Origin of the sequence: Gordonia hongkongensis (assembly GCF_023078355.1) — a bacterium.
Classification (GTDB): Bacteria; Actinomycetota; Actinomycetes; order Mycobacteriales; family Mycobacteriaceae; genus Gordonia; species Gordonia hongkongensis.
Map to the genome: position 1 here is coordinate 2,578,637 of NZ_CP095552.1, position 22,315 is coordinate 2,600,951.

15 protein-coding genes and 4 pseudogenes are annotated in these 22,315 nt (G+C 69.0%); 9 read left to right on the forward strand and 10 right to left on the reverse strand.

Going from position 1 to position 22,315, the window contains the following annotated elements:
• Positions 1–2 precede the first annotated feature (2 nt).
• The 3 genes from sufU to MVF96_RS11710 all read left to right on the forward strand — a co-directional run bounded on the left by sufU (position 3) and on the right by MVF96_RS11710 (position 1,365).
• A complete protein-coding gene (gene sufU / locus MVF96_RS11700; protein WP_058250382.1) occupies positions 3–470 on the forward strand; it encodes a Fe-S cluster assembly sulfur transfer protein SufU in 468 nt (155 codons plus the stop codon).
• The gene (locus tag MVF96_RS11705; protein ID WP_082652858.1) at positions 467–871 is read left to right on the forward strand and encodes a metal-sulfur cluster assembly factor; all 405 of its coding nucleotides are present in this window, start codon (positions 467–469) and stop codon (positions 869–871) included. Before sufU ends, MVF96_RS11705 begins: the two co-directional genes overlap by 4 nt.
• Positions 872–972: 101 nt before the next feature.
• On the forward strand, positions 973–1,365 hold the full coding sequence (locus MVF96_RS11710; protein WP_205333444.1) for a DnaJ family domain-containing protein: 393 nt from the start codon (positions 973–975) through the stop codon (positions 1,363–1,365).
• On the opposite strand, the gene MVF96_RS11715 is transcribed toward MVF96_RS11710, so the two are convergent.
• Entirely contained in the window at positions 1,366–2,493 is a 1,128-nt protein-coding gene (locus MVF96_RS11715) for a lycopene cyclase family protein (RefSeq protein WP_247452025.1), read from the reverse strand.
• A gap of 58 nt (positions 2,494–2,551) precedes the next feature.
• The gene (locus tag MVF96_RS11720; protein WP_247452026.1) at positions 2,552–3,364 is read right to left on the reverse strand and encodes an SDR family oxidoreductase; all 813 of its coding nucleotides are present in this window, start codon (positions 3,362–3,364) and stop codon (positions 2,552–2,554) included.
• Positions 3,365–3,464: 100 nt separating this feature from the next.
• On the opposite strand from MVF96_RS11720, the gene MVF96_RS11725 reads away from it, so the two are divergent.
• Positions 3,465–5,093 carry an ABC-F family ATP-binding cassette domain-containing protein gene (locus MVF96_RS11725; protein WP_137808826.1) on the forward strand — a complete coding sequence of 543 codons (1,629 nt, stop codon included), beginning with the start codon at positions 3,465–3,467 and terminating at the stop codon, positions 5,091–5,093.
• Here MVF96_RS11725 and MVF96_RS11730 read toward each other — a convergent pair.
• From MVF96_RS11730 to MVF96_RS11755, 6 genes and pseudogenes are all read right to left on the reverse strand, one after another.
• Complete coding sequence (locus MVF96_RS11730; RefSeq protein ID WP_226513250.1) at positions 5,077–6,138, reverse strand: pyridoxal phosphate-dependent aminotransferase; 1,062 nt, start codon at positions 6,136–6,138, stop codon at positions 5,077–5,079. The genes MVF96_RS11725 and MVF96_RS11730 overlap by 17 nt on opposite strands.
• Complete coding sequence (locus MVF96_RS11735; RefSeq protein ID WP_137808827.1) at positions 6,135–7,163, reverse strand: 3-oxoacyl-ACP synthase III family protein; 1,029 nt, start codon at positions 7,161–7,163, stop codon at positions 6,135–6,137. Before MVF96_RS11735 ends, MVF96_RS11730 begins: the two co-directional genes overlap by 4 nt.
• A pseudogene (locus MVF96_RS11740) lies at positions 7,163–7,825 on the reverse strand (SRPBCC family protein); the annotation flags it as partial. The pseudogene MVF96_RS11740 and the gene MVF96_RS11735, both read right to left, overlap by 1 nt.
• Positions 7,822–9,537 (reverse strand): thiamine pyrophosphate-binding protein, encoded by a 1,716-nt coding sequence (locus MVF96_RS11745; RefSeq protein ID WP_418930432.1) that lies wholly within the window; start codon positions 9,535–9,537, stop codon positions 7,822–7,824. The pseudogene MVF96_RS11740 and the gene MVF96_RS11745, both read right to left, overlap by 4 nt.
• 218 nt (positions 9,538–9,755) lie before the next feature.
• Positions 9,756–11,317 (reverse strand): annotated as a pseudogene (locus tag MVF96_RS11750) (AMP-binding protein).
• 113 nt (positions 11,318–11,430) lie between these two features.
• Positions 11,431–12,998, reverse strand: a pseudogene (locus MVF96_RS11755) (GMC oxidoreductase).
• Between MVF96_RS11755 and MVF96_RS11760 the strand changes: the two are divergent.
• A complete protein-coding gene (locus tag MVF96_RS11760; RefSeq protein WP_223258976.1) occupies positions 12,946–13,734 on the forward strand; it encodes a hypothetical protein in 789 nt (262 codons plus the stop codon). The pseudogene MVF96_RS11755 and the gene MVF96_RS11760 sit on opposite strands and share 53 nt — an antisense overlap.
• Before the next feature lie 2 nt (positions 13,735–13,736).
• On the opposite strand, the gene MVF96_RS11765 is transcribed toward MVF96_RS11760, so the two are convergent.
• Together MVF96_RS11765 and MVF96_RS11770 are read right to left on the reverse strand one after the other, a co-directional pair.
• Positions 13,737–14,303, reverse strand: coding sequence for a TetR/AcrR family transcriptional regulator (locus MVF96_RS11765; protein WP_058250388.1), 567 nt, complete (start codon positions 14,301–14,303; stop codon positions 13,737–13,739).
• 15 nt (positions 14,304–14,318) lie between these two features.
• Positions 14,319–17,119 (reverse strand): annotated as a pseudogene (locus MVF96_RS11770) (aconitate hydratase).
• Between the two features lie 383 nt (positions 17,120–17,502).
• Between MVF96_RS11770 and MVF96_RS11775 the strand changes: the two are divergent.
• The 4 genes from MVF96_RS11775 (at position 17,503) to MVF96_RS11790 (ending at position 22,313) form a co-directional block, all read left to right on the forward strand.
• A complete protein-coding gene (locus tag MVF96_RS11775; RefSeq protein ID WP_247452096.1) occupies positions 17,503–18,114 on the forward strand; it encodes an Rv1476 family membrane protein in 612 nt (203 codons plus the stop codon).
• A gap of 372 nt (positions 18,115–18,486) precedes the next feature.
• Positions 18,487–20,001 carry an NlpC/P60 family protein gene (locus tag MVF96_RS11780; RefSeq protein ID WP_247452097.1) on the forward strand — a complete coding sequence of 505 codons (1,515 nt, stop codon included), beginning with the start codon at positions 18,487–18,489 and terminating at the stop codon, positions 19,999–20,001.
• Positions 20,002–20,185: 184 nt separating this feature from the next.
• Complete coding sequence (locus MVF96_RS11785; RefSeq protein WP_058250391.1) at positions 20,186–21,385, forward strand: AAA family ATPase; 1,200 nt, start codon at positions 20,186–20,188, stop codon at positions 21,383–21,385.
• The gene (locus tag MVF96_RS11790) at positions 21,375–22,313 is read left to right on the forward strand and encodes a DUF58 domain-containing protein (RefSeq protein WP_058250392.1); all 939 of its coding nucleotides are present in this window, start codon (positions 21,375–21,377) and stop codon (positions 22,311–22,313) included. Before MVF96_RS11785 ends, MVF96_RS11790 begins: the two co-directional genes overlap by 11 nt.
• The last annotated feature ends 2 nt before the right edge of the window (positions 22,314–22,315 follow it).

Below are 22,315 nucleotides of genomic sequence, written 5' to 3' on the forward strand. Positions count from 1 at the left end.
CCATGCGGATGGAACAGATGTACCAGGAAGTGATCCTGGACCACTACAAACACCCACACGGGCGCGGACTCCGTGAACCGTTCGGTGCCGAGGTCCATCACGTCAACCCGACCTGTGGTGATGAGGTCACCCTGCGCGTGGCGGTCTCCGACGACGGTTCGAGCATCGACGACGTGTCCTACGACGGGCAGGGATGCTCGATCTCGCAGGCGTCGACGTCGGTGTTGCACGACCTCATCGTCGGCCGGCCGGTCGGGGAAGCCTTGGCCACCGTCGAGTCGTTCAACGCGATGATGACCTCCCGCGGCAAGGACGCCGGCGACGAGGACGTCATCGGCGACGGGATCGCCTTCGCCGGGGTGAGCAAATACCCGGCACGCGTCAAATGCGCGCTCCTGGGCTGGATGGCCTTCAAGGACGCACTCGCGCAGACGATGGACAGCCACGAGACACGAGCGGAGACAGCATGAGTGACGACACAGCCACCACAGACACACCGACGACCGCGGCCACCGACACCGGCGTGACGGGGACACCCGCCGCGCCCGCGACGTCGCTGCCGGCCATCGAGGACGTCGAGGAGGCGATGCGCGACGTGGTCGACCCCGAACTCGGGATCAACGTCGTCGACCTCGGCTTGGTCTACGGCATCGAGGTGACCGACGACGCGGTCGCGAAGATCGACATGACCCTCACCTCGGCGGCCTGTCCGCTGACCGACGTGATCGAGGATCAGTCGCGCGGTGCGCTGGTCTCCAGCGGTCTGTGCACCGACATGGAGATCAACTGGGTCTGGCTGCCGCCGTGGGGTCCGGACAAGATCACCGACGACGGTCGCGAACAGCTCCGCGCCCTCGGCTTCACCGTCTGACCGACGATCGGACACACCGCTGCGCCGGCCCCGGTCATGATCGACGACCGGGTCCGGCGCTTGGTCGTCGATAGGGCACTTCCGTGCGAGGAGTTGATCGCATGAGGCGTTTCGAGTCGCGAGTCGAGCGGATGATCCGCGAGGCCACCGAACGCGGCGAGTTCGACAACCTGCCGGGCGCGGGGAAGCCGTTGGATCTGACCGACAGCGATGATCCCGACTGGTGGGTCAAGCGCAAGATCCGCGAGGAGAACCTCGACTCGTCGGCGTTGCTCCCCGCGCCCCTGCTGTTGCGCCGGGAGGCACAGGATTTTCCGGAGTCGCTGCGCCACATCGCCGACGAGGACGCGGTCCGTGACATCCTCGTCGACTTCAATCGCCGTGTGCGCGAGGCACATCTCGCCTCTCGCCAGATGGCGTTGCCGCACAGTGTCGTCGCGCACACCGTCGATGTCGACGACATGATCCGGCGGTGGCGAGTGCTGCGGCGCTGATCAGCCGGCGTCGCCGGCCCACGCCGGGGTGGACATCGCGCCCCGTGCCACCACGACGCGAGTACGCATGTCGACTGCGGCGATGACCCTGGTCATCGCGCTCATCGTGCCGGTCAGATCGCCCCGCTTGCTCAGGTAAGTGCGTTGTGCGGCAACGGGCATCGTGAAGAACGCCTCGAAGAAGGCGACCGTCTGCGACGGACTGAGCCCCAGCAGCGCGCTGAGCCCACGAAGACGCAGGTTGTGCACCGCACGGGTGGACGGCGGCCACAGATCCGCGGCGGGGTCGCGGCCTGCTGCGAGCGCCGCCACGACCGCGTCCGTGCACATCAGCGACGTCGCCACGCTGTAGCCGGTCGTCGGGTTCTTGAAACCGCCCGCGGCGCCGAACCGGAAAACGGGATCGCGCCAGGGGTGTGGTGATGAGCCGGTCAGCGGGAAGTCGACGTGCTCGACCCGCCGGATCCCCGACGGCATCCCACCGAGCCGCGCGGCCAGGCGGCGCTCGAGTTCGTCGAGACCGAGGGCGGGATGCCCGGCGAGGCAGGTCTCCTCGAGGAGGTACTCGCCCCCGCCGAGCGGCACGACATACAGAAAGGACGGCAGCGCCCAGCGGTCTGTCGCGCCACCCCGCCAGTCCATGAGCAGTGCCTCGTGCCCGTCCAGCACGGGTGCGGCCACCTCCGCGTCGACGACGATCCCGTACGCCGTCTGTCGAGGTGCGTCGTGGGGGAGCGCACCGCGACAGTCGACCACGGCATCGCCGGTCAGGACCGAACCGTCATCGAGATGCACACGCGCGCCGTCGATCTCGACCACCCGAGCGGAACGGGTCGGAACCCCGTCGAGGGTCAGTGACCGTTGCAGGCCGGGGGTGTCGAAGACGGTGTACCCGCGGGCCACCTCCTCGAGTTCGCGGCCCGCGATCCCGATGCGCGCGGTCCGGGCGGCGACGGCGGACTGCTCGACCCACTCGGGCAACTCGTCGGACCAGCAGGCGAACGTGGACCGCCAGACCCGGTCGGGAGACGGATCGACCAGGGTGACCGATACGCCGGCACGGGCCAGGCGGTGGACGAGGGCGCGGCCGGCCGGCCCGGCCCCCGCGACGATGACTCCGGAACTCACATCCTGTCCTTCGGCGCGGGCGACGATCCGGACGGTGACGCGTCGTCGGGCTGGGACGTCACGAACCGCCGGTGGCGAGCATGCCACCGTCGACGGCCAGGGTCTCGCCGGTGATCCACGCCGACTCGTCGCTCGCGAGGAAGGCGACCGCCCGGGCGACGTCCTCGGGTTCCCCGATCCGCTTCATCGGGTACGAGTTCGCCGCGCGGGCCTCGTTGTCGCCCTCGGTGAACACCGACGCGAACTTGGTCCGCACGATGGAGGGGGCGATCGCGTTGACGCGGATCGCCGGGCCGAGTTCCCAGGCGAGCTCGGCGGTCAGGCGGATCAGCGCCGCCTTCGACGTGCCGTACGCCGCGATCACGCCCGTCGACCGCAGACCCGCGACCGACGAGATGTTGACGACCGACCCGCCGGTGTCCTTCATGCCCGCCCGGTAGGCCTCCTGGACGAACCCGAGCGCGGCGACGACGTTGGTGTCGAACGTCTTGCGGTACGCGGCGAGGTCGGCCCCCATCAGTGGGCCGGCCAGCGGCGCGATCCCGGTGTTGTTGACCAGGATGTGGATGCCGCCGCCCTGTGCGACGGCCGCGGCCACGGCGGCCGCCCGGTCGTCGGCGTCGCCGGTGTTGCCCGCACACGCCGAGACCGTCGCTCCGGGCACCGCCGTCCGGATCCGGCCGGCCGCCTCCTCGAGTGGCTCGGCCTTCCGGCTCGTGATGACGACCGAGGCGCCGCGACGGGCCAGTTCCGTCGCGATCGCCTCACCGATGCCGCGACTGGCACCGGTGACGAGCGCGGACCGGCCGGTCAGGTCGGAGGACTGCGGGAAGTTCTGCGGAATCGTTGTGGAGTGCGTCACGTCCCACACCGTATCGGTCCACCGTGACGGGGGTGGTCGACTCGGCCGCACGGCGCCGGGGTCCGCACGTGGAAAAAGCAGTGGCGCGGCACCGGTAGAATCGACCGTCGTGATCACCGCGACCGACCTGGAGGTACGAGCGGGCGCTCGGACCCTGTTGGCGGCGCCCGGCGACGCCTTACGCATCCAGCCCGGCGACCGGATCGGCCTCGTGGGCCGCAACGGTGCCGGCAAGACCACCACGCTGCGCATCCTGGCCGGCGAGACCGAACCCTACGCGGGATCGATCCGCCGGTCCGGTGAACTCGGTTACCTCCCGCAGGACCCCAAAGAGGGCGACCTCGACGTCCTGGCCAAGGACCGGGTGCTCTCCGCGCGCGGTCTCGACGAGATCCTGCGCGACATGGAGAAGCAGCAGGCGCAGATGGCCGAGGCCGCCGACGACAAGCTGCGGGACAAGGCCGTGGCGCGGTACGGACGCCTCGAAGAGCGCTTCGCCGCCCTCGGCGGATACGTCGCCGAATCCGAGGCCGCGCGGATCTGCAACAGCCTGGGTCTGCCCGATCGGGTTCTCGAGCAGCCGCTGCGGACACTCTCCGGCGGTCAGCGCCGACGGATCGAGCTCGCACGCATCCTGTTCGCGGCGTCCGACGGCTCGGGGAAATCCGACACCACCCTTCTGCTCGACGAACCGACCAACCACCTCGACGCCGACTCGATCGCGTGGCTCCGCAGCTTCCTGCAGAACCACGATGGGGGTCTCGTCGTGATCAGTCACGACGTCGACCTACTGGCCGACGTGGTGAACCGGGTGTGGTTCCTCGACGCGGTGCGCGGTGAGGCCGACATCTACAACATGAGCTGGAAGCGGTACCTCGATGCCCGGGCGACCGACGAGCAGCGCCGTCGTCGCGAACGGGCCAACGCCGAGAAGAAGGCGTCCGCCCTGCGCGCGCAGGCCGCGAAGCTCGGTGCCAAGGCGACCAAGGCGACCGCCGCGCAGAACATGCTCAAGCGCGCGGAGCGGATGATCGACGCCCTCGACGAGGAGCGGGTGGCCGACCGCACCGCGCGGATCCGGTTCCCCGAACCGGCCGCATGCGGCAAGACACCGTTGATGACGTCCGGACTCTCGAAGAGCTACGGCTCGCTGGAGATCTTCACCGGGGTGGACCTCGCGATCGACAAGGGCAGTCGCGTCGTCGTCCTCGGCCTCAACGGCGCGGGCAAGACGACGCTGCTGAGAATGCTTGCCGGAGTGGAGAAGCCGGACACAGGGTCGATCGAGCCGGGATTCGGTCTGAAGATCGGCTACTTCGCGCAGGAACACGACACCCTCGACGACCGGGCGTCGGTGTGGGAGAACATCCGGCACGCGGCACCCGACGCGGGCGAGCAGGACCTCCGAGGCCTGTTGGGCGCGTTCATGTTCAGCGGCGCCCAGCTCGATCAGCCGGCCGGCACGCTGTCCGGCGGTGAGAAGACCCGGCTCACGCTGGCCGGGCTGGTGTCCTCGGCGGCGAACGTCTTGCTCCTCGACGAGCCGACCAACAACCTCGACCCGATCTCGCGCGAACAGGTCCTCGACGCCCTGCGCAGCTACACCGGGGCCGTCGTCCTGGTCACGCACGATCCGGGCGCCGCCGCCGCGCTCGATCCGCAGCGTGTGATCCTGTTGCCCGACGGCACCGAGGACCACTGGAGCGAGGAGTATCAGGAGCTCATCGAGCTCGCCTGATCGCCTCGATGACCCGATTGGTCCCGGCGCGGTCGGGCACCGTCAGCCGGTGACCGTGTTCGGCGAACTCCCGGCCGACGACCCCCGCGGCCCGCAGCCGCCGCCCGAACTCGATGCCGTCGGTGCCCGGCACGAACACGAAATTCGCCTCGCTCGGCAGCGCCGGGTGGCCCGAGTCGCGCAGCGCGTCGGCGATTCGATCGCGTTCGCGGCGCATCGCCGTGACCCGTCCGGCCAGCTCGTCGGACGCGGCAAGTGCCAGCGACGCCGCGTGTTCGGCGGCCGCGGTGATCGAGAAGGGGACCTCGTGACGGCGGGCACCGCCGATGGACGTCGCCGACCCGATCGCATAACCGACCCGCAGTCCCGCGAGACCGTGGGCTTTGGAGAGGCTTCGCACCACGATCAGGTTGGGGTACTCGTCGACCAGCGTCCGGACATCGGGTGCGTTCCGGCAGTACTCGACGTACGCCTGGTCGAGGATCACCGGGATCGCTGGGTCGACAGCCATGAGCAGATCACGGATCTCCGTGTCGGAGAGGACCAATCCGGTCGGGTTGTGCGGGCTGCAGACGATGACGGCCGCGGTGTCCGGACCCGCGGCCGCGGCGAGCGCACCGACATCGGGACGCCCGTCGTCGAGCAGCGGGGTGATGCCGATTCCGAGCCCGATCATCTCGGCGAGCAGCGCGAAACCCTCGAATGTCGGTGCGGGGGTGACGATCCGCGGTCCGGTACGACCCCTGGCCCGGGCCCGTGCAGCCGAGTCCTGCAGGATCGCGGAGAGTACGGCCGTCGCCCCGGCGCCGACGCTGATGTGCGCTGCCTCGACACCGGTGTGCTCGGCGATCGTCGCGCGCAGACCGTCGGGACGAAACGACGGGTAGCGGTGGGCCGATGCCACCGTGTCGCGCAGCGCGGACACGACCGCGGGCAACGGGGGATAGGCGGACTCGTTCCGGTCGCATCGCACGACGATGTCGGTGCGCACGCCGGCGAGGTCCGTGGCGCGCTCGGAGACCGGAGCCGGCAGCAGAACCGTCACGAACGCCCACTCCACCGGATCGCTCCGGCAGCGGCGAAGTCGCCGGCATGGGCGAACGCCGACATCATCACGATGTCACCGGGACGCACGCGCCCGTCGTCGATCGCCGCGTCCAGAGTCATCGGAATCCCGACCGCGAACAGGTTCCCGCAGTCGTCGAACGTGTCCGGGTGTCGCGACTCGGGCAGTTCGAGGGCCTCGCGCCAGTTGCGCAGGAAGATCCGGTTGGGCTGGTTCGTGACGAGAAGGTCCAGATCGGACGGGCGTACCCCGATTCGATGCGCAAGCGCCGCAGCCACTTCCGGGACCATCCGGTTCCCGCGGGCGAGTACTTTCGCGATCTTGGCCTCGGTGAAGCCGACATGGATCTGACCCGGGCCCGCCTCCCAGTACTTGCGTTCCGGCTGTGCGACGGCGGTCATGTCCGCCGAGAACTGGCCGAAGGACCGGCATTCGGTCCCCAGCACCGGGTTACCCTCGTCGCCGAGAGTCAGGATCGCCACGGCCGCGCCGTCACCGGGGATCGCGGCCTGCGCCTTCACCCGTACCTGCTCCTGGGTGAAGATCTGTCCGGCGCTGTTCTGCGCCAGCGCGATCAGGGCCTTGCGGCCTCCGTTCGCGCGCAGGAGCGCTCCGGCGATCTCGATGAGGTGGACGAAGGCCGCACAGCCGCCGTTGTGCACGTCGAGCACGGTTCGCGGGGCGAGGCCGAGGCGGTGTGCGACCTCGCCGACACACCCGCGGACCGGGACCTCCGGCAGCTGGCTGTGGGTGAGCACGACGTCCACGTCGTCGAGATATCCGTCGCCGTGGCGCTCGACGAGACGCCGTGCGGCGGCGACGATCATGTCCGCCGACGTCTCACCGTCGGCCGCGTGGTGGCGGAAGGACGGAGCCCGGAACATGACGTTGCCGGCGAGTTCGTCGTCCTCGGCGTACTGCGCGAAGAACTCCGCCGGCACCCGGGCGGCCGGGCGGTAGGTGGCGAGGTCGGCGAGCGAGACGGCGGGGGCGTCGGCGGGCATGAGCGCATCCATTCGGGGGTCAGCGGAAGTCCATGGCGATGGCGGTGTTCGGCGATGGCGGCGAGGTTGTCGAGTTCGATCTGATGTCCGGCACCGAACATGTCCCACAGGTCGCCGACCCACTCCTCCCGGCCGGCCGGAGCGGTCTCGGGTAAGGGGTTCTCGTCGTAGAACGGGTGGTGGCAGTTGTTCCACAGGACCACCGAACCCGGACGGTCGAGAACGAGTTGCGCGTCGACGACGCGCATCAGGTAGATCATCCAGAGGTGCTTTCCCTGATCCCAGGCACAGTGATAGTCGACGGTCATCGCGTCGGCGTTCGCCACGGTCCGGACGTAGATCTTGGTGTCCTCGTTCAGGCGGTCGTATCCGACCCACAGGTCCGGCTCCCCGGTCGGCTCGAAACCTCGTGTGCTGTAGGTCCATTCCTCGAGCGAGCGCGTGTCGGCCAGCCATTCGTACAGTTCGTGCGGCGGTGCGTCGACGTAGCCCTGCACGGGGCAGAAGTCGCCGAACACCTGGTGATGGGGATACACCGAGCGGACCTTGTCGACGACGAGTGCCGTGTTGGCGGAACGGGGGTGGGTCTCCACCCGGACCACGCCGTCCAGCGTGGCCGCGGTGTCCCCGAGATCGGACAGCGCGGAGGAGTGCGTGGTCATGGGGTACCTCTCGAGATCATTGGGGCGAACGGGGGTTCTTCGTCGGGATCCACTTCCACGACGAGGCAATTCGGTCCGGTGTGCGAGAACAGTTCGTCGCATGCCGAGCGCAGGGTGAGGAGATCGCCGGCGGTGCGCACCGGGAGGCCGGCGAACATGGCGGCCAGCCCACCCGCGATGTCGGTGTGGCGGAACCGGTTGACGCTCGGCGCGCCGGGGAAGAATCGCGCCTCCCGCGTGACACACATGCCATGTGCGTCGTTGTTGAGCACGATGAGGGTGATCGGCGCATCGTGTTCGATCCCGGTGTGGATCTCCATGCCGTGCATGAGGAACGAGCCGTCACCGGCGATGACGACGACCCGACCGTCCGGACGGATGTCCCGCGCGGCGATCGCGGACCCGATCCCCGCCGCGATGGCCCATCCCATCCCACCCATGCCCAGAGCGACGACGAACCGCGCGTCGCCGAACGGGAGATGGTGGATTGCCGCCGCGCCGGTGTTCCCGGCGTCGGCGAACACCGCACACCCCGCGGGCAGGGCGGCGCCGATGGTGACGAGCACGTCGCGCATTCCGAGGGCGTGAGCCGACGGTGCGACGGACAGGTGGTCGAGCGGGTGGACCCGGGGTGGGCGGCGTCCGGGGAGCCGGTCGGCGAGTGACCGCTGGAGCGCACCGAGGGTCTCGGTGAGACGTGCCGTCCCGATGTGCTCGACGTCGGCCGGGGTGCGCGGCGGCGCGCTGCCGAGATGCACGACCGGGATCGCTGCGAGGGCGTCGTCGAGGCCGGCGCGATCGGTCATCGACATGCGGCAGCCGATCACCAGGATCAGCTGTGATTCCCGCACGGCCCGATGGGCCGACGGGTGCCCCATCACCCCGGTGACGCCGGAGCAGGACCCGCGCCCGATGTCGCGACCGCCCGGTGAGACCACGACCCCGGCGCCGAGAAGCTCCGCGAGATCCTGTACGGCACCGTGCAATCCGAGCCGGGATGCCTCCTCGCCCGCCCAGATGCACACCGACCCGCCGTCGCGCGCCACCCCGACGAGTCGGTCGGCGAGTTCGTCGACGACCGCCGGGGGCACCGACCGGAGTTCGGTCGGTGGGCCCGTACGCGACGGTGTGGCGTACCCGGGTGAGGACTGCACGTCTTTGGGCAGGATCACCGCGGCCGGCAGACCTCGTGCGAGGGTGGCGAACGCCTCGTCGAGGACCTGATCGAGACGAGCCGACTCGTCGACGAGCCCGCAGAATCCGACGACGCCGGACACCACGGCACGCAGGTCCACGGTGTCCGGCGGGTCGAGCATGTCCTGGAAGCCACCGCGCCCCACCGCGGCGGTCGGCGCCGAACCGATCACGGCGAGCAGGGGTACGCGGCTGTCATAGGCCTCGCCCAGCGCCGGGATGACGTTCAGCGCACCGCCACCCGACGTCGTCAGGACCGCGGTCGGCTCGGCGGTGAGCCGTGCGTGCCCATCGGCCATCGCGCCGGCCCCGAACTCGTGTTTCGCGACGACCGGGGTGAGCAGCGGGTGCCGCACCGCCGCGTCGAAGACGTCTTCGATGTTGGCCCCGTGAACGCCGAAGACGGTCCGCACCCCGGCGTCGACGAGTCGCGCGACGAGGAGGTCGGCCACCGGCACGGCCGCCCGTCCCGGATCGTCATCGGGCACAAGCCCGCCTACCGCGTCCAAACCCTGCATTCCCCAGCTCCGAACAGCGGTGCGGCGCCGGCCGATTCGCCGGTGTCCGTAACCGGACCAACTCAGTGTGAGTTAGCTTAGCGTAAGCTAACGTTCGGCGGCAGGGGGTGGTGGTCTGGGCAAGCGGTCGGGTCACCAGGTGGCTTCGACTCGGCTCCTCGCTCCGCTCGGTGCCGGCTCAACCAGCGGTGGGGCGGCTCGACCAGCGGTGGGGCGGCTCAACCAGCTGACGGGCTCGGTGTCTCCGGCCAATACCGCTTGCGCAGATCGCCTTTCACGAGCTTCCCGGTGGGCGTGCGCGGCAGGTCGTCGACGAAGTCGACCGACCGGGGCGCCTTGTAGGCCGCGATGTTCTCGGTGGTGAACGCGATCAGTTGCTCGGCGAGCCGATCGGTGGGTTCGTGGCCGTCGGCCAGCTGCACGCAGGCCTTCGCGACCTCGCCGAGGTCGGGGTCGGGGACACCGATCACCGCGACGTCGAACACCGCCGGGTGATTGATGAGGACGTTCTCGGCCTCCTGGGGGTAGATGTTGACGCCGCCGGAGATGATCATGAACGCCTTGCGGTCGGTCAGATACAGATAGCCCTCGTCGTCGACGTATCCGACATCCCCTGTGTGGACCAGTTCTCGTGTTCGGGGTGCTGGGCCTTGCGGGTCTTGTCGGGGTCGTTGTGGTACTGGAACGCCACGTCCTCGCGTTCGAAGAAGACCTGGCCGACCTCGCCGGTCGGGAGTTCCTTGCCGTCCTCGTCGCAGATGTGGACCACGCCGAGCAGCGGTTTGCCCACCGAGCCGGGATGATCGAGCGCCTCCTGCGGGCCGATGAACGTCGCGCCGGCGGCCTCGGTCGATGCGTAGTACTCGTGGATGACCGGGCCCCACCACTCGATCATCGCCCGCTTCACCTCGATCGGGCAGGGCGCGGCCGCGTGGACGGCGATCTTCATGCTGCTGACGTCGTACTTGGAGCGGACGTCCGCGGGCAGCTTCAGCATCCGGATGAACATGGTGGGCACCCACTGGCTGTGGGTCACGCGGTACTTCTCGATGGCGGCGAGGGCCGCTTCGGGATCGAACCGGTCCATCATGACGACGGTCCCGCCGACCGAGTTGGTCATCCCGCAATAGCGCAGCGGCGCCGCGTGATACAGCGGCGCGGGGGAGAGGTAGACCGCGGAGTCGTCGTAGCCGTACATGGGTGCGAAGATCGCGGTGTAGGCGTCGGGCACCTGGTCGACCTGCCCTTCGGGCATCGGTGTCTTGATGCCCTTCGGACGGCCGGTGGTCCCGGAGGAGTAGAGCATGTCGGTGCCGCGCGGCTGGTCGGTGCGGGGCTCTGCCGACGCATTGGCCAGGACCTTGTCGTAACTCTCGAAGCCGTCGAGATCGCCACCCCACACGATGCGGCGACCCGGGCCGGCAAGGGCCTCGATCTCGCCAGCAGCCGACACGGCCTCGACGACCGAGGCGCCGGCGAACAGGACCTGCGCGTTGCAGTCGGAGAGGATGTAGTTGGTCTCCGCCGCGGTGAGGTGGTGGTTGACCGCGGTCACGTACAGACCGCTGCGCAGGGCCGCCCAGTACACCTCGAAAACGTGGAAGTCGTTGGCGGAGACCACGGCGATGTTGTCGCCGCGTCGGAGTCCGAGGGAGTCGAGGTAGTTGGCGAGCCGGGTCGAGTTCTCGTCCAGTTGTCGGTAGGTCAGTACCTCGCCGGTAGCGGCCCGAATGACGGCCGGCTTGTCGGGGGTGGATTTCGCGAAGACTCCAGGAAACAAGAGTGACGCTCCTCGTGACGAAGGGGATGGCCACCCCGAACGACCGTATCTAACGCTCGTTCGGGGTGTTGCGAGTCACAGTACCCTAGCGTCGTGTCCGATTTCGCAGTTCCTCAGTGCGTCGCGAGAAACCTGTCCATGGTTCGCTCCGCGAGCGCGGTGATGGTCAGAGCGGGATTCACCAGGCCGACTGCCCCGGGTACGAAGGAACCGTCGACGACCCACAGGTTGTCGTAGCCCCGGATTGCGCCGTCGGTGTCGGCCGCGGCACCCATGACGACGCCGCCGAGCCCGTGATAGGTACTCGCGGAACCGAATCCGAGCGCGCGAGACGACACGTGGGTTCCGTTGGCGGCGAAGCCGAAACGGCCCTCGGTGCGTTCGTGGAAACGCTTGATGAAGGCGTTGCTCCGGCGGTCGAGGTCGTTGCGGTCGGCGGGGTGGGGGTAGTTCAGCTGCGCCCGCCGGGTGCGATGGTCGTAGTCGATCGTGCCGCGTTCGTCGGTGTGGGCCTGCACGAGGTGGGTGGTCGCGGCCTTGCCGAGCGGTGCCGGCAGCGGGGTGGCCTGATAGACCATCGAGACCGGTCCGCCGGGCAGGTTGTCCTCGTAGATCCGTGCGTAGCCCGGTCCGCCCTGGACGGCGCCGAAATCTTCGCGGGGGTTCGCCCGGATGGTGAGGAAGTCGCCGTTCACGCCGAAGCCGTCACCGATGCGCGGTGACAGTCGTGGCAGGCGCCCCTGCGCGCGCGCTTCGACGAGCAGGCGGGTGGTGTGGAAGGAGCCCGCGGCCATGAAGAGATGATCGGCCTCGGTGGTCACGGTGCGTACCGTGCGGCCCTGCTCGTCGAGAACCCGTGCAGTGACGACGAATCCGGCGCGGCGCGAGCGAGGCCGGATGTCGAAGACCTCGTGCATCGGCTTGACGGTGACGTTGCCGGTCCGTTCGGCGGCGAGGAGGTAGCTGCGGTCGAGAGACTTCTTGGCGCCGCTGTTGACGCCGTAGCTCAGTTCGCCCGCGGTCACCGACGGGGTGGCCCGGCCGGCCAGTTCGTCGCGGACGATGTCCCAGTCGATGGCGAAGTCGAAGAAGTGCGGTGACGCGCCGTAGCGCTCGATCACCTTCAGCCAGGACCGGGCCCCGACGTATTTGGGGTGCGCGAGGATGTCCGCGGGCAGCGGCGAGACGCCGAGCCCGGCCTTCGCGCGCGGGAAGTAGGTCTGGGCGAGCTGCGCGTAGTCGGCGGCCGCCGGGAAGATGTGCTCGAAGTCCTGTCGGCGGGGGACGGGCGTGAAGGAGCCGAACACGAGCGACCCGCCCCCGACGCCTGCGCCGTACACGGCCTCGACGCCGTTGCCCATCACATGGTCGAAGACGCCGGGGTACGGCTCGACCGGGAGGCCGCTCGCTGCACTCGCCCCGGCGGGGCTGCCGAACCACGCGGCGCGCTTGTCCGGGTTGGTCGTCGTGGCGAAGGTGTTGCCGTCCGGCGCGGTGCGCGATCGGCGAGTCGGCCGGGGCCGCGGGACGTTAGGCTCCGGGGTGTGACGGCTGCGCTGCAGATCGAGGTGGACCGCGACAGCGTGGCGATGGGGGATGACGTCGCTTCCCACGCACACTCACTCCTTGTGGAGCCGGGTACGGCGCTGAGTGTCGTCCTCGCCGCGGCGGCGCCCGAGATCCGTTCTCGGGGCTGGTCCTGGGTGGCCGACGTCGACGGCCGGGTCGCCGCCGTCTGGTCGGCCGACCACGGTGTGCAGATGCTCGTCGGGGACGGACCGGTGACCGCGGACGACGTGCCGTGCCGGATTCATTACCGGTATTTCCTGCAGATCGACCCGGCGTGGCTGCATCGGCGCCTCGCCGAGGGGGCCGCGGCGGACCGGGGCGCCCTCGAACGCGAGTACCGCCCGATCGGTGATCGGCGACGCGAGGAGGACGAGCGTCGCCGCGAACGCGATTCGGCGACAAGGTATCTGACCGGCGAGTGCACCGCGGCGCTGCGCGGCTTCGGTGCGGAGTTCGATCTGCACAACGACCGGATGGCACGGTTCGACCTGGTCGGCTCGATGTGGCGGGTACAGCGCGCCGACACCATGACCATGACCTTCGACGGGGCGAATCAGGTCCTGTCGTCGATCCGACCCGTCGGCGTCGCCGAGTGCTGGCTGGTCGCGGCCGTCGGAATGCGTATGCGACAGGTGCAGGGACTCACGCCGGTCCCGAACGACCCCCGTTTGCCGGTGCCGGAGCTGCGGCCGATGGGATCAGGGGTGGCCGGATCGCCACGCTGGACGACGAGAGGTACGAGAGGCGATCCCGTCGTCCAGCTGACCGGCGATGAGGCGGTGCGGGCCTACCGGTTGTCGGCGAATCGTTCGATCGACGAGGTCGTGTCCCTGCTGGCCCCGGACTGAGGTCAGTCGTGTGCGCGCACGGACTCCTCGACGAGGTCGAGCACCGCGTGCAGATCGTCGGTGGGCTGGCCGGTGGCCAGCCGGGTGATCAGACCGTCGAGCACGAGGTCGAGGTAGTTGAGCAGAACGTCGGTCGGGACGTCGTCGCGCAGGCGCCCCGCCTGCCGACCCCGCTCCAGCCGACTGAGTGTCGCCTGCTCGACCTCGGCCGCGTAGGACACCCACTCCGCGCGGAAGCCGTTGTCCGTCCGTAGTTTCCGCGCGATCTCCAGGCGCGTGCCGAGCCAGTCGAAATCCTGAGGCCGCGTGAGCATGTCGCGCATGACCTGCACCAGGCCCTGCTCGGCCGCCACGTCGGCCATGCGCTCGGCATCTTCCCGCGCGAGCGCGAGGAACAGCGCCTCTTTGTCCCGGTAATGGTGGAAGATCGCACCCCGGGACAAGCCGGTGGACTCTTCGATCCGTTTGACGGTCGCGCCGTCGTATCCGTACTCCGCGAAGCAATGCCGCGCGCCGTCGAGAATCTCCCGACGACGCGCGGCAAGCCGGTCATCGCTGACCTTGGGCACGTCGAGTGCCTCCTGTCAGCTCTTGATCATGTTGCGCAGCACATACTGCAGGATGCCTCCGTTGCGGTAGTAGTCGGCCTCACCCGGGGTGTCGATGCGGACCTTGGCATCGAACTCCACCGTCGAGCCGTCTTCCTTGGCGGCGGTGACGTGCACGGTCGACGGCGTCGTCCCGTTGTTGAGCTCCTCGATGCCCGCGATGTCGTAGGTCTCGGTGCCGTCGAGGCCCAGCGACTTGTGCGACTCGCCCTCGGGGAACTGCAGCGGGATGACGCCCATGCCGATGAGGTTCGAGCGGTGGATGCGCTCGAAGCTCTCGGTGATGACGGCCTTCACGCCGAGGAGGCTGGTGCCCTTGGCCGCCCAGTCACGCGACGATCCGGTGCCGTACTCCTTGCCGCCGAGCACGACGAGCGGGATGTTCTGCTCGGCGTAGTTCTGCGCGGCGTCGTAGATGAACGACTGCGGTGCACCTTCCTGGGTGAAGTCGCGGGTGTAACCGCCGGTCACACCGTCCAGCAGCTGGTTCTGCAGGCGGATGTTGCCGAAGGTCGACCGGATCATCACCTCGTGGTTGCCGCGGCGGGCGCCCAGCGAGTTGTAGTCCTTGCGGGCCACCCCGTTGGCATCGAGGTACTGCGCGGCGGGGGTGCCGGGCTTGATCGTCGACGCGGGGGAGATGTGGTCGGTGGTCACCGAGTCGCCGAGCTTCGCGAGCACGCGTGCGCCCTTGATGTCGGAGACGGGCGACGGCTCACGCTGCATGCCCTCGAAGTACGGAGGCTTGCGGACGTAGGTGGACTCGTCGTCCCAATCGAAGGTCTTGCCCGACGGGGTCGGCAGGTTCTGCCAGCGCTCGTCACCCTTGAAGACGTCGGCGTAGTCCGAGGCGTACTGCTCCGGCGAGATCGACGAGGCGATGGTCGCCTCGATCTCCTCGTTGGTCGGCCAGATGTCCTTGAGGAACACGTCGTTGCCGTCGGTGTCCTTGCCCAGCGCGTCGGTCTCGAAGTCGAAGTCCATCGTGCCGGCCAGGGCATAGGCGATGACCAGCGGCGGCGACGCGAGGTAGTTCATCTTCACGTCGGGGTTGATGCGACCCTCGAAGTTGCGGTTGCCCGACAGCACCGCGGTGGCGGTGAGGTCGTTGTCGTTGATCGCCTTCGAGATCTCCTCCGGCAGCGGGCCGGAATTGCCGATGCACGTGGTGCAGCCGTAGCCGACGAGGTAGAAGCCGAGCTTCTCCAGGTACGGCCAGAGACCGGACTTGTCGTAGTAGCCGGTGACGACCTGTGAGCCCGGTGCCATCGACGTCTTGACCCACGGCTTGGACGACAGGCCCTTCTCGACGGCCTTCTTGGCCAGGAGCGCCGCGCCGAGCATGACCGACGGGTTGGAGGTGTTGGTGCAGCTGGTGATCGAAGCGATGGTCACGATCCCGTGGTCGAGGATCATCGATCCTCGTTCCTCGGAATCCACCCGGACCGGATTGGTCGGCCGGCCCTCGGCGCCGTTGGCGGCCGAGTGCAGCGGCTCGGCGTCGTCGTCGGCGAAGGACAGGGTCGCGGGGTCGGACGCCGGGAAGGTTTCCTCGACCGCCTCGTCCAGCTTGGTCTGCGGAGCGGAGTTGCCGTTCTCGACGTAGTTGTGGATGTCCTTGCGGAACGCGTTCTTCGCGTCCCACAGCTCGATGCGGTCCTGCGGACGCTTCGGGCCGGCGATCGACGGGACGACGTCGGCCAGGTCGAGCTCGAGGTACTCCGAGTACACGGCCTCCTCGGCGTCCTTCTCCAGCCACATGCCCTGTTCCTTGGCATAGGCCTCGACGAGCGCGAGCGTCTCCTCGCTGCGCCCGGTGAGTCGGAGGTAGTTGACGGTCTCGCCGTCGATCGGGAACATCGCGCAGGTCGAGCCGAACTCGGGGCTCATGTTGCCGATGGTGGCGCGGTTGGCGAGCGGGACCTCGCCGACACCGTTGCCGTAGAACTCGACGAACTTGCCGACCACGCCGTGCTTGCGCAGCATCTCGGTGATGGTGAGGACCACGTCGGTCGCGGTGACGCCCGGCTTGGTCGCGCCGGTGAGCTTGAAGCCGACGACGCGGGGGATGAGCATGGAGACGGGCTGACCGAGCATCGCGGCCTCGGCCTCGATGCCGCCGACGCCCCAGCCCAGGACGCCGAGGCCGTTCTCCATCGTGGTGTGCGAGTCGGTGCCGATGCAGGTGTCGGGGTAGGCGACGCCGTCACGGACCATCACCGAGCGCGCGAGGTGCTCGATGTTGACCTGGTGCACGATGCCGGTGCCCGGCGGCACGACGCGGAAGTCGTCGAAGGCACCCTGACCCCAGCGAGGAACTTGTAGCGCTCCTCGTTGCGCTGGTACTCGATCTCGACGTTGCGCTCGAACGCCTGGGCATTGCCGAAGGCCTCGATGATGACGGAGTGGTCGATGACCATCTCGGCCGGTGCCAGCGGGTTGACCTTGTCCGGGTCGCCGCCGAGTTCCTTGACGGCGTCGCGCATGGTCGTGAGGTCGACGATGCAGGGCACGCCGGTGAAGTCCTGCATGATCACGCGGGCAGGCGTGAACTGGATCTCGACGCTCGGTTCGGCGTTCGGGTCCCAGTTCGCCAGGGCCTCGATGTGCTCCTTGGTGATGTTCGCGCCGTCCTCGGTGCGCAGGAGGTTCTCGGCGAGGACCTTCAGAGCGTAGGGGAGCTTGGCGGTGCCCTCGACGGCGTTCAGACGGTAGATCTCGTAGCTGTTGTCACCGACGTCCAGCGTGCCGCGGGCGCCGAAGGAATTGATACTCACGTCTAAATCCACTCTCCTCGTGTGCCGGCGGGCTGCGCCGGCGATTACTCGATGATCCACTTGCGGTCGGGCGGGGCTGGTCGATCCGGCGCAGTCGTGCCGCACCGGCTGAACGTTCTGCACCGGCGGGCTGCACCGGCACCATCGGATGTCCGCGAGGGCCACCCGCGACAACGTCGTCCAGTCTAACAGTACGGACGTACTGTTACCAAGCTCGGGCCGGGACACGCCGGATCGGACCTGCCGACACCGGAATACCCAGACGAGTCCATTGTGTCGTACGGTGCAGGGCGGGGTTCGGCGAGGAGACACTCGACGCCGGCGCGATACCGCCCGTCAACGTGCACGCAACCCCGGGTGATCTCGAGAGGCAGGGGTGGCGGATGGGTCCGCAGGCGACGACGCTGGTGCTGGCAGCTCCCGCGGAGAACAACGAACTCACCGGACTCGTCGGGGTCGACATGGGTGAGCTGTCGCGGGACATCGCCGACGACGGCGTGGCGGGGGCGACGCCCGAACAGTTGCCCGGCATGCTCGAGGTCGTGGAATACGCCCAGTCGAAGGGCCACGACGTCAGCTTCGTGGTCATCGACCAGGTTCAACCCCGGTTCACTCTCTACCGCGACGTCGCGAACCAGTTGCAGGAACAGGTCGGCGGTACCGTCATCGTGCTCGGCCCCAACTCGGTCGGCAGTTCGTCGCCGGAGTTCAGCCGGGTGGTGCAGGAACAGGCCACCGACGGCCTGACCCTCACCGACCCCGCGGGTGCGGCGCGACAGATGATCGACACGATGACCGGTCCCAACGTGGACTGGACGATCGTGGGCCTCCTGCTGATCCTGGTCGTCGCGGGCGGAGCCGTGCTCGCCCGGCTGCGGCAGGTCCGCACCCGCAAGAACCTGGCCGCCGGTCCGCTGGGACCCGTGCAGGCCACCGCCGCGGAGTCGGTTGACTCGTCGGCATCACGTCGCGAGCCGACCGCTTCCGGCCGGTAGTACGCAGGCCCGGGCCGCCTCGGCCGGCCGGCGATGCGGAGGGTGGGCCCGGCTCCTGGCACCTTGTTCTCGCGCGGCGGGGACCCTTCTCGGCGTGTCTTCCGGTCTGTTGCCAATTCGAGACCTTGACGACCGTTCGATCTTTCGCCAGTTCACGGCATTTTCGCAGGTAATAACGCCTTTGTAATTCACGAACACGGTTTTCTCGTGTGGTTGATGTGACGTACGGTTCTGATGTCGCGTGTGATGCCTGTGTTCTCTACAGGGTCCGATGTGGCGGAAGTGCAGTGCGTGATCGCCGCGGGTGCAGACACCCCGGACGGTCGCCGGACCGGGGATCGGAAGATCCCCGCGAATCGCGAGGAGTTCCAGGTGAGGCGAGGAAGAACTGGTGCGTCATGGCCGGCGCGCGTCTCGGCGGCCCTTGCTGTCGCACTCGTCTGCGCGGTCGGCGCGGGTCATGCCGACGCGGCGCCCAAGAAGACGCCCGAGTCGCCCATCTCCGGTCTGATCAATCGGATCGCGACGGTCAACCAGGACATCGCCGACCTCGACCAGGCGCTCGCGTCCCGCCAGGAGAACGTGAACCGATCGATCGTCGACTTCCAGAACTCGCTCGCGCAGCAGCGCCTCGCCACGGTGGCCGCGCGGGGAGCACGCACCGAACTCGACCGATCGAGCAAGGCCGTCGTCGACGCGCAGAAGGAGTTCGACCGGTTCGCCCGCCTGGCGTACCAGCAGGGGCCTGAGCAGGGTTCGATGTCGAACTACGTTGCCTCCGAAGACCCGCAGGGCGTCCTCGACCGCATGAAGCTGATCGATCAGGTCGGCAAGAAGCAGCAGGAGATGATCCGGCGGTTGCAGGTGGCCCGCAACCAGAAGGCCAACCGACTCGCCGCCGTCGAGGCCACCCGCCGGCAGGCGTCGTTCGCGGCCAAGAGCGCCGAACAGCGCAAGACCGACGCCATGGCGGCGGTCACCGAGGCGAAGGCCGCCATCGCTTCGCAGCAGAAGCGCAAGGCCACCCTGATCGGGGAACGCGACCGGGTCCAGAAGCGCCTCAACACGATTCGCGGATACGTGCCGAAGAAGACGGTCGAGGGGCCGTCGGCGAGCGATCTGCTCTCGAACCTGTTCCCGACGGACCCGTCGGCCGAAGGGGCGCTCAAGGCGCTACCCGCCACGCCCGCCACCGACAACCAGGCACTGGCCGTCGCGGCGGAGGCCGCCGCGCGCCTCGCCATCGACGTCGGTTCGTCGATCCTCGCCGGTCTGGTCGGGCAGCAGCAGTTGCCCCAGTCCGAGTTGCTGAACGAGCTCGGCATCGGCGGTGCGGACATCACCGGCAGCAGCGGTGGCGACACCCTCAGTGCGCGACTCGGTTCGGGAAGCCTCGGCTCTCTGTTCGGCAGTTCCTCCGGCGGCGGCGGGGGCGGGGGCGGCGTCGTCCGACCCGGGCTGCGCGGTCCGCAAGCCGTCGAGATCGCCGTCAACCGTGCGCTCTCGCAGCTGAACGTGCCCTACGCCTGGGGCGGTGGCGACGCGAACGGCCCGACGCAGGGAATCCGCGACGGCGGTGTGGCCGACAGCTACGGCGACTACAACAAGATCGGTTTCGACTGCTCCGGCCTGATGATCTACGCGTTCGCCGGCGTCGGGATCGAACTGCCGCACTACACCGGTTACCAGTACACCTCGGGGCCGCAGTTCCCGCTGTCACAGATGCGACGCGGCGACATGATCTTCTACGGCCCCAACGCGAGTGCGCACGTCGCGCTGTACCTCGGCGACAACAAGATGGTCGAGGCACCGCAGTCGGGTGACGTGGTCAAGGTGTCCCCGCTGCGCACCAACGGTGCGATGCCGAACGTGGTCCGTCTGCTCTGAGGCGTGGTGGTTCCGGCGGCGCTGTGAACGACCGACACCCGCCGACTCTTCTTGGCACCTTTTCAGCCGGCACGGCTAGGCTGGCACAGACACGCGGGGTCGACGCCTGCGCGCTGCGCGTTCGCGCCGCCCGTGGGCCCTCGCGGTTCGACGGAACAGCAGTTCAGAGGAACAGGAGCACGGGTTGACCGAATCGCACTCCCTCGGCAAGGCGGCCACGGGGGATCCCGCGGCGGCAGGAGCGGACGGCTCGGTGCTGAGCGACGCCGACGTCGCCCTGCTCGAGCGGGCCATCTACGAGGTCAAGCGCGTCATCGTCGGCCAGGATCAGCTCGTCGAGCGCATTCTCGTCGGTCTCCTCGCGCGCGGACACATCTTGCTCGAGGGCGTGCCGGGTGTCGCGAAGACGCTCGCTGTCGAGACGTTCGCCCGCGTCGTCGGCGGGTCGTTCTCGCGAGTGCAGTTCACCCCTGACCTCGTGCCCACCGACCTGATCGGTACGCGTATCTACCGTCAGGGCCGCGAGGAGTTCGACACCGAGCTCGGCCCGGTGGTCGCGAACTTCCTGCTCGCCGACGAGATCAACCGCGCACCCGCGAAGGTGCAGTCGGCACTGCTCGAGGTGATGGCCGAGCGGCACGTCTCGATCGGCGGCAAGACGTACTCGATGCCGGATCCGTTCCTGGTCATGGCGACGCAGAACCCGATCGAGAACGAGGGTGTCTACCCGCTGCCCGAGGCGCAGCGGGACCGCTTCCTGTTCAAGGTCCTCGTCGACTACCCGTCGGTGGAGGAGGAGCGCGAGATCGTCTACCGGATGGGCAACGTCCCGCCGACCGCCTCCCAGGTCCTCGACCCCGCCGCGATGCTGCGCCTGCAGCGGACCGCGGCGAACGTCTTCGTCCACCACGCGCTCGTCGACTACGTCGTCCGGGTCATCAACGCCACCCGCCGGCCGGCCGAGCTGGGCCTGAACGACGTCGCGTCGTGGCTGTCCTACGGCGCGTCGCCTCGTGCGACGCTGGGCATCGTGGCCGCGGCCCGCGCCCTGGCGCTGGTCCGCGGACGCGACTACGTGATCCCGCAGGACGTCGTCGAGATCATGCCCGACGTGCTGCGGCACCGCCTCGTGCTGTCCTACGACGCACTGGCCGACGAGATCGATGCCGACCAGGTCATCGCCCGCGTCCTGCAGACCGTCGGACTGCCGCAGGTCGGCGCGCAGCCGGTGCCGCAGGGGCAGTACCCGGCCGGACAGCAGAAGGCGCCCAATCCCGGACACGGGCCGAATGGGTATGCGGGACAGCAGGTCCCGCAGCCCGCCGGTCCGATGGACCCGAATTCGGCCCCGGCGAACCGGAATTCACCTCAGTATGGCGGCTAATCGGGACCTACCGCGTCTCGGCGCCGGGCTGCTCGACGAGGCGCAGCTGACGGCGGCGCTGAAGATGCTCGAGCTCACCGTGCGGCGCAAACTCGACGGCGTGCTCCAGGGCGAGCACCTGGGTCTGATCCCCGGACCGGGTTCGGAGCCGGGGGAGGCGCGGGCCTATCAGCCGGGCGACGACGTCCGGCGGATGGAGTGGTCGGTCACCGCACGCACGACCCAGCCGCATGTCCGGCAGATGATCGCCGACCGCGAACTCGAGACCTGGCTCGTCGTCGACGCCTCGGCCAGCCTCGACTTCGGCACTGTCGACTGCACCAAGCGCGACCTGGCCGTCGCCGCGGCCGCGGCTCTGGTCCACCTCACGACCGGCGGTGGCAACCGGCACGGCGCGCTGGTGGTGACCGGTGACGACGTGGTGCGGGTACCGGCCCGTGCCGGGCGCGCGCACGCGCAGAACCTCCTCAAGACCATCGCCACCACGCGACGCAGCTCGCCCGGCGTCCGGGGTGACCTGAAGGCGGGGATCGAGGCGCTCCGACGGCCCCAGCGCCGGCGCGGCCTCGCCGTCGTCATCAGCGACTTCCTCGGCCCCATCGACTGGGAGCGTTCGCTCCGCGCCATCGGGGCGCACCACGAACTCCTGGCGGTCGAGGTCCTCGACCCCCGTGATCTCGACCTCCCGGCGATCGGCGAGGTCACCCTGGCCGACGCGGAGTCCGGGGAGATCCACGACGTGACGATCACCGACGACCTCCGGCGCGACTTCGCGGCCGCGGCGCGCGCACACCAGCAGCGGGTCCACCGCACCCTGCGCAGCTGTGGCGGCGCGATCCTGACGTTGCGCACGGATCGGGAGTGGATCGCCGACACCGTCAAGTTCGTCGCACAACGCCGCCGCGGCCTCGCGGCGGGGGTGGGGTAGGT